Source organism: Streptomyces sp. NPDC059828, assembly GCF_042731955.1.
Lineage (GTDB): Bacteria > Actinomycetota > Actinomycetes > Streptomycetales > Streptomycetaceae > Streptomyces.
In genome coordinates this window covers 98,637-106,167 of record NZ_JBHWIW010000012.1, presented here as the reverse complement: position 1 = coordinate 106,167, position 7,531 = coordinate 98,637, and the positions used below count along the sequence as shown (strand labels likewise).

The window sequence follows — 7,531 nt, the reverse complement described above, 5'->3', positions numbered from 1 at the left end:
TCTCGGCCTCTTTTTAGACTCCCCCGCGATATAACCCGGCCCGCCGCCCGCCCCCTGTTGTGTATCTCACCTTCGCCCCCCCCCCCCCCCCCCCCCACGGCTGGTAGCCGGACCAAGGTGTGCTGGAACGTATCCCGGTCGGCTCGGAACAGGTAGGTGGGGAGCAGCGGGAGCGGGTCGTCGCGGAGGACGTCTTGGGGTATGCGGCCTGATGTGGGGACCGGCAAGTAAGGCTGGGGAGAGGCCAGCCACAGCCATACCCCCAGCGGCAGGGGTACCAGGTACGCCGACGCAGTCGGGCTGGCGGGGGTCCAGGTCTGACCAGTCTGGGGATGGACCGGTACGAGGAGGATGTCGACGCCCGCGTCCGGGTAGGGCTGTCCCGGTCCAGCTAGGACGGCGCGCCGCTTCAGGGGGCCTGCGGGCAGCAGGGCGTCGAGCGCGCGTTGGAACACGTCCGCGGTCAGACCGCCCGGGACCTTCACCGGCTGCCCTTGGGAGGCAACCAGTAGGTGGGCGAGCGCCTGTCCGGCTGCCGCCTCCCACTGCGGACTCCACGACCAGTAGTGGTTCGACCCCAACCGTCCTCCCCACGTGGCAATCGGCTCGAACGGGGGCGTTTTCTCCCCCTTCTCTGCCAGTTCAGCCCAGGAGAGGGGCGCAGCGTGGGTACCGTCAACGGGGACGCGGTGCACGGCGTCCGAGCTGAGCCACACTGCCTGCCAGAGCGAGCAGTCGTCGACCCTGGTCGCCACGGGGAGGTCGCATGCCTCGCAGGCCACGTTGGGCCCGTCGGCTCCGTCGAGGCCACAGCAGGCACCGCCGCGCTTCTCAGGAATCAGCCGGGTTCCACGAATATCACCGGGCGCGATGACACTCGCCCCGGGCGTGCTGTCGGACAGGGCATAGACCGGCGCGTAGATGCCGCGTGCCTCCGCCTCGCCCGGATCGATCTCGTCCCACATCCGCCACGGCCCTCCCCAGGGGTTCGAGTCCACGGCAAACGTTCCTGACTGCATGAGCACTGGAAGCTGGGCCCCGTTCCCGTACTTCTGACGGGCGTGGACTGGCAGCGAGACCTGTGACAGCGGGGTGGTCAACTCGGCGCCGCATCCCGCACACACGAAAACGAACAAATGCCCTCCGCCTGGGAACAAACAGACGCATCTTCGCAGCTCGCCGGCAGCCGGCCAACATGTTTTCTCATCCGTTGCGGGAACGGCACCCGCCACCGTCGTGGAGTATCAACGCAGCACGGGCAAGTGCCAGCCGCCGCCTCTGACTGCGGCAAGCGACTCGCTCAGTGTTCGAATTCCCGGTGTGCTGTGGCGCCTCCCGAAGTGGCGAACATCTGCTGCCCATTCTCGGTTCTGGCACAGATCTTGGGGAGTCGTCGCGGAGGGTGACGGTGTCGTTCGATTGAGGGCGCGGGTCCGGGGCTCGTCAGCGTTCTCGCATTCTGGTCCACCACCAGCCGAACACCGCCAACTCAATATTGTTGGGGTCGGGCAGGGTGCGGCGCTCGAATTCCTCATCGATGCGTGTGATCAGTCGGCCCAAGTCCCGTTGCGCTCCGGGAGGAAGGAGCCGCATCGCCCACTCGAGGTCGTCACGGGCATCTCCCATCCCGGGCGATTCGAACTCGGAGGCGTCCAGGTAGCGTCCCGGCTGGTTAAAAGCTCGCTCGAAACACGAGAGCGCATCGGCGACCGCGTGGGGCCACATCTCCTGGTCTTCGACCCGGCGGATCGCTGCACGAGTCCGCGCAGAGACACCGCGGACTCTCAGGACCGAACACTGCCATCGTGGCCGCCACCGCTCTGCGCGGACGGCCTTGGGACGCCTACGCGGCATCGCCCTTTCGGATCAACATGAGGCCATCCTGCCACGGGTGGGCGGCTGCTCGCGCAGTGTTACTGGAGCAGGATCATCTTGCGGAGGAGTTCAAATCCGGCTCGGCCGTAGAGCTGGCGCTTGATCTTCTTGATGCGGTTAACGGCACCCTCGATGCTGCCGGAGCTCCAGTCGAGAGTGAGCCCAGCTATCACGGCGTCAAGGTCCCGCAGAAGGTGGAGCGCGAAGCCGGTGAGGCCGGGAAGCTGGCTGCCATCGACTGCGTCGATCCAGGTGGGGAGTGTGGAGCCGAGGCGGTCGGTGAGTATCTCGCCGAAGTCGCGGACGTGTCCGGCGGCTGTGTCAAGTTCAGGGCAGCGTGCAAGGACATCCTTCAGGCCGGCCCGGTCTTCCTCGCTCAGCGCAGTGGGGTGTCGGGTGAGCCAGCCGGTCACCTGACGCACCGTCGGAGTTCGAGGTGGCGTTTCGGCGGGAGTCCCGCGGAGGGTGGCGATGTGGGCGCGGACCATCTGGTAGGTGACGGGCGCGTTGTCGGCGACAAGTTCGCTGTGGAGCTGGGTGACGCTGGTGCATCCCGCGGCGAAGCGTCGCTCCAGGTGGAGCTTGTAGGGGTCCAGTCTGCTGGGGCGGGGCCGGTTTTCGCGGATGGTGTCCTGCCAGTTCGCGGCGTTCGCGTATCTGAGCACGGTGTTGAGGCCCCAGCCCAGGTGCCGGGCGATCGCCCGGCGCGAGTGGCCTTGGGCGAGCATCTCGTGGACCAGGGCGTGGGCGGCTTTCTTGCGCTCGGCCCGCCGACCGACGGGTTCCGAGTCGTCCTGCAGCCGGCCGGAGTCCGGGCGGGTCGTCTCCGGCAGCACGCCGCTGGGCGACGGGTTGCGCAGACAGTCGCGGTGGGCGGCAACGCAGGTCTCCACGGCCCGGCCGAGGCCCTGCCACAGGTGAAACAGGTCAGCGACCTGCAGAGCATCGGGGGCACCGCGTCGGGCACCCTCGGCGTAGGAACCCGCCCGGTCCCGGCAGATGATCTCCACGCCTGGGTGAAGGATCAGCCACGCGGCCAGCGGATCGGCTTCACGCGTCGGGAGGACATCGACCACGCGGTGGTCTTCGATGCTGGTCAAGACGGTGGAGTAGGTCTGACCGCGACGGATCGCGAAGTCGTCCACACCCAGCACCCGCGGCGTGCTGAACTGCGGATCGGGCAATGCCATGACCCTGCGTAGCAAGGTCATTCTTCCCGCGCCGCATCCCAGCTGGGCGGCCAGCCGGGCGCCGGCCCGCCCGGCTAGCGCGAGCCCCACCCGCTTCAGGGCACGGTTGAGCCGGGCGGTGAACCGTGCGTACGGGGCGGCCAGCCGCGAGAACCGCTCGGCGAACGTGCGACGCGGACAGTCTGCAGCTCCACAGATGAACGCCGGACCATCAGCCGGATCACAAAGCCCTGCTCAGCGAGCGGAAGATCCTTCAACCTGCGGTGATAGCGGTCGTGCACTCGGTCCGAGAAACGGCCGCAGTCCGGACACTCCGCCCCGGACAGTCGGCCTCTCGCCACCACCTCGACCGTGCCGAACGCAGCCGTCACTGCCTCGACGTCCACGTCGTCGATACCGTCAAACACGAGCGAGTCCCACAACGATGCATCGGTCTGCATGACCAGCACGATCACTACGCACGGCCGACCACGGCAGAGACGACGGAAGACTTGACGGAGCGTCACTCTCGGCTGTCGGACGGCCAGGCGTACGCGATCTCACGCCACCCAGCCCCTCACAATCGAACACCAAGGTGACTCTCCGCGACCGCTCCCCAAGATCTGTGCCAGAACCCCATTCTCGTGAACGAAGCCAGCCCGTCGAGAGCGGCTCATGAGATGGGATCGTGGGTGACGTTGTAGACCTCGCCGTGCTTGTTGCTGGCAGAGGCACGCCGCACATGGATGCCGCGGGCACGGAGTGCGGGCGCCACCTGTCGGACGCGGGGAGCGCCGTTGTGGTGCGGGTACCGGAACCGGTTCTGCCCGAGGACACGCAGCACGTCGGCCTGCGAGGGCTGCCGTTCCTGGTTCGCGGGGCGTGGCTGTTACCCGCCCTGCTCCACCCTCGGGAAGGGGACGACGGAGCGGGTGGCAGCGATCGGGTCAAAGGTCGGGGCAGTCATGCGGCGCGCCCGGTGTACGTGCGCGGGCGCCGCTCGCCGGCGGTCAGGCCGGAGCGAATAGCAGCCTCGGCCTCGCGTTCGGGCAGCCCACCGTGCCGGGCGGTGTCGAGCAGGACATCGACGAGCTGCCCGCGGTCGACGCGGCCGGCCGCGCAGAGCGTGCCAAGCTTGAATGCGGCGCGGTTGAGCGTCGCGTTCCTGGTTCCGGGCTGCGCCTCGGCCACGGCTCGGAGTTCGCCCTCGACGGCACGGGCGATGTAAGCCGCTGCCCATGCTGCGGGAGCGCCAGGGCAGCACCGTGCGCGGTCGCTCGGGACGCACGCGGTGCCCGGTGCGGTCGAGGTCGTGCGCCAGCCACACCGGCAGCTCGGCGACCATGCGGCAGTCGCCGAGTGCGGTGTACGTGCCGGAGCGGGTGGCGGTGCCCGGGGCGACTGCGTACGAGGAACCTGCGCGCACATCGAGCTGCCAGCCCAGGGCTCCTGCGAGCGGGCGCCATGTCGTTCCGGCCGGAGCGCGGAGCCAGTAGTGCACTCCGCCAGAAGGCGTGCGCACCATGAGGGTCTCCGGCCCACAGCCAAGCAGCGCAGCGCGCCGCGCCTCGACGAGCAGGGCGTACCGCCGGGCTCACCTCGGGCTCACATCAGGCCAACGGCCGCCCCCGGCACAGCAAAGTGCCCCACCCGAAGCACTCGGATGGGGCACTAAAGCACAGGTCAGGGGATGCTTCCCCGTCCCCGCATGCGGTAGGCCGTGTGGGACTCGAACCCACAACCAACGGATTAAAAGTCCGCTGCTCTGCCAATTGAGCTAACGGCCCTCGACGCGTCATCACTGAGCATAGCCGGACCGCGGCGAGGATCCGATCGGGTATCGGCTCCCGGGCGTCGTCGCAGGTGCCGGTGCACCCACCCATGCGGTCAGGACGGGCCTCGCTCGTGAACTTCCCGCAGGAAGTGGCCATCTCCGGACTCGTGCCGATGACCACCAGTCAGCGCAGCGCCCGCGCAAGAGCGCGGAGCACGCGGAGTACACGGCCACGAGCAATGGGCCCGGACACCACCGCTCTCACGGTGCTGTCCGGGCCCATCAGGCGCGAAGCTGTTGGTCAGCCGCTTCGCCGATCAGCTGAGTCGCCGATCAGCCGTTGCGCTTCCAGCGCGGCTTGTCCTCGCGGCGGCCGCCACCGAACGACCCGGTGCCCGTGCCCGAACCGCGGTGGTCGTCACGGCGGCCGTGCGGGCGGTCGTGGCCGGCCGAGCGGAAGCCGCCACCCGCGGGGCGGTCGTCTCGACGGTCACGGTTGAACGGACGGTCACCGCTCCGGTGGTCACGGCGCTCGAAGGGGCGGCCACCACGGTCGTCACGGCGGAAGCCGCCGCCCGCGGGGCGGTCGTCACGACGGTCGCGGTTGAAGGGACGGTCGTTGTCCCGACGCTCGAACCGGTCGTTGTCCCGACGGAAACCACCACGGTCGCCACCACGGTCGCCATCACGGCGGTCGTCACGACGGTCGCGGTTGAACGGACGGTCACCGTCACGGCGGTCGTCACGACGGTCACGGTTGAACGGACGGTCGTTGTCACGACGGAAGCCACCACGGTCACCGTCACGACGGTCGTCACGACGGTCACGGTTGAACGGACGGTCACCGTCACGACGGTCGTCACGGCGGTCGCGGCGGTCGAAGTTGCCCCGATCGTCGCGGCGGTCACGGCGCTCGTACGAGGGGCGTTCATCCCGGGACTCGCGCGGCTCGCGCTCCTCACGCTGCTCCGGCACCGAAGCCTTCGCTGCCTCCGCGACGGCCTCGGCCTGCGCCGCCTCCGTCACCTCGGCGACCGCGGCCTCCGGGTCCTCACCACGCTCGCGCGCGGCACGGGCCACCAGGCGGTCCGCCTCCTCGCGGAGCTCGTTGGCGCGGCGCTGCACGCGCTCCAGGTCCTTGGTGAGCTGGGCGACCTCGCGCTCGGCCTGCTTGGCGGCGTTGTTCGCGGAGTCGGCCTGGACCTCGGTCAGCGAACGGGCACCGGTGATCTCGGCGACCTCCGGGTCGAAGGTGCCCGCACCGCCGACGATGTGGCGCGAGGCGTCGACGCCCGCGTCCTCCATGAGGCGGAAGATCTGGCGGCGCTGGTGCGGCAGCGCCAGCGAGACGACCGTGCCGGACCGGCCCGCGCGGGCGGTACGGCCGGAGCGGTGCAGGTAGTCCTTGTGGTCACCTGCGGGGTCCACGTTCAGCACCAGGTCGATGCCGTCCACGTGGATACCGCGGGCGGCGACGTCGGTGGCGACGAGCGCGTTGACGTAGCCGTCCTTGAAGTCGGCGAGGACGCGGGTACGGGCGCCCTGCGTCATGCCGCCGTGCAGCGCGTCCGCCTTCACGCCCGCCTCGATGAGCTGCTCGGCGATACGGTCGGCGCCGAGCTGGGTGCGCACGAAGATGATCGTCCGGCCCTTGCGGGCGGCGATCGCGGCCGTGACCGGGGCCTTGTCCTTCGGCTTCACGACGAGGACGTGGTGCGTCATGGTCGTGACGTTGCCCTGGGCGCTGTCGACCTCGTGGCTGACCGGGTTGTTCAGGTAGCGCTTGACCAGCGTGCCGATCTCGTTCTCCATGGTGGCGGAGAAGAGCATGCGCTGGCCGCCCTCGGGCACCTGGTCGAGCAGCTCCGTGACCTCGGGCAGGAAGCCCAGGTCGGACATCTGGTCGGCCTCGTCGAGGACCGCGACCTGGACCTGCTCGAGGGAGCAGGCACCGCGGTTGATGATGTCGCGCAGTCGGCCCGGGGTGGCGACGAGGATGTCGACGCCGCGCTCGAGCGCGTAGATCTGGTTACCCATGGACGTACCGCCGCAGACGACCTTGATCTTCAGGCCGAGAACGTCGCCGTAGGGCTGGAGCGCGTCCGCGACCTGCATCGCGAGCTCACGGGTCGGGGTGAGGATGACCGCGCGGGGCTTCTTCTTCTCGGTCTGACCGCCGGCCAGCGTGGCCAGGGTCGGCAGGCCGAAGGAGAGCGTCTTGCCGGAGCCGGTACGGCCACGGCCGAGGATGTCCTTGCCGGCGAGGGCGTCCGGGATGGTCGCGGCCTGGATCGGGAACGGGACGGTGACACCGTTCTGGGCGAGCTTGCGGACCACGCCGTCGGGCAGGCCCAGGTCACCGAAGGTCACCTCGGGAGCCGCGGCCTCAGCGGCGTCGGTGTCGGCCGCGGTGTCGACCGCAACGCCGTTCTCGTTCTCGAGATCGTTCTCGGGCAGGACGGCACGGTCAGAACTGGAAATGGACATGCGAAATGCGAAACCTTCCGGAGTCTCGGCACGCGCCCAAACTCCGTGATTCGCAATTCGACCGCCTCAATGCGGTCAGCCACGGCAAGGGAGAGTACGCGCCACACGCGGCGCGCTTCTGTGGTGGCGCCGGGCAAATGGGATCAAACGATCTACCACCATACGCACCCTCCCCCACCGAAAGCAAACCAGGAGGTTGCGGCCCTCGTCACACCCCGCCGCCCGC

The 7,531-nt window shown here is 69.2% G+C and carries 6 protein-coding genes, 1 tRNA gene and 1 pseudogene; all 8 read right to left on the bottom strand.

Annotation, left to right across the window (positions count from 1 at the left end; genetic code table 11):
• The coding region (locus ACFV6V_RS10630) for a hypothetical protein (protein WP_385562047.1) at nucleotides 1–1,136 on the bottom strand (1,136 nt) is incomplete at its 3' end.
• A gap of 307 nt (nucleotides 1,137–1,443) precedes the next feature.
• Entirely contained in the window at nucleotides 1,444–1,725 is a 282-nt protein-coding gene (locus ACFV6V_RS10625; protein ID WP_385562044.1) for a hypothetical protein, read from the bottom strand.
• 188 nt (nucleotides 1,726–1,913) lie between these two features.
• A complete protein-coding gene (locus ACFV6V_RS10620; protein ID WP_385562116.1) occupies nucleotides 1,914–3,209 on the bottom strand; it encodes an ISL3 family transposase in 1,296 nt (431 codons plus the stop codon).
• A complete protein-coding gene (locus tag ACFV6V_RS10615; protein WP_385562041.1) occupies nucleotides 3,161–3,505 on the bottom strand; it encodes a transposase family protein in 345 nt (114 codons plus the stop codon). The genes ACFV6V_RS10620 and ACFV6V_RS10615 overlap by 49 nt, the downstream gene beginning before the upstream one ends.
• 502 nt (nucleotides 3,506–4,007) lie before the next feature.
• Nucleotides 4,008–4,235, bottom strand: coding sequence for a hypothetical protein (locus tag ACFV6V_RS10610; protein ID WP_385562038.1), 228 nt, complete (start codon nucleotides 4,233–4,235; stop codon nucleotides 4,008–4,010).
• 142 nt (nucleotides 4,236–4,377) lie between these two features.
• Nucleotides 4,378–4,596: pseudogene (locus ACFV6V_RS10605) on the bottom strand (bifunctional DNA primase/polymerase); the annotation flags it as partial.
• A 162-nt stretch (nucleotides 4,597–4,758) separates the two neighbouring features.
• Nucleotides 4,759–4,831: transfer RNA gene (locus tag ACFV6V_RS10600), tRNA-Lys, on the bottom strand.
• A gap of 320 nt (nucleotides 4,832–5,151) precedes the next feature.
• Nucleotides 5,152–7,305 carry a DEAD/DEAH box helicase gene (locus ACFV6V_RS10595; protein WP_385562035.1) on the bottom strand — a complete coding sequence of 718 codons (2,154 nt, stop codon included), beginning with the start codon at nucleotides 7,303–7,305 and terminating at the stop codon, nucleotides 5,152–5,154.
• Nucleotides 7,306–7,531: the final 226 nt, after the last annotated feature.

Coding starts and splice junctions, on each gene's coding strand:
- ACFV6V_RS10625 (WP_385562044.1), bottom strand. CDS start 1,725: ATGTGGCCCCACGCGGTCGCCGATGCGCTCTCGTGTTTCGAGCGAGCT.
- ACFV6V_RS10615 (WP_385562041.1), bottom strand. CDS start 3,505: ATGCAGACCGATGCATCGTTGTGGGACTCGCTCGTGTTTGACGGTATC.
- ACFV6V_RS10595 (WP_385562035.1), bottom strand. CDS start 7,305: ATGTCCATTTCCAGTTCTGACCGTGCCGTCCTGCCCGAGAACGATCTC.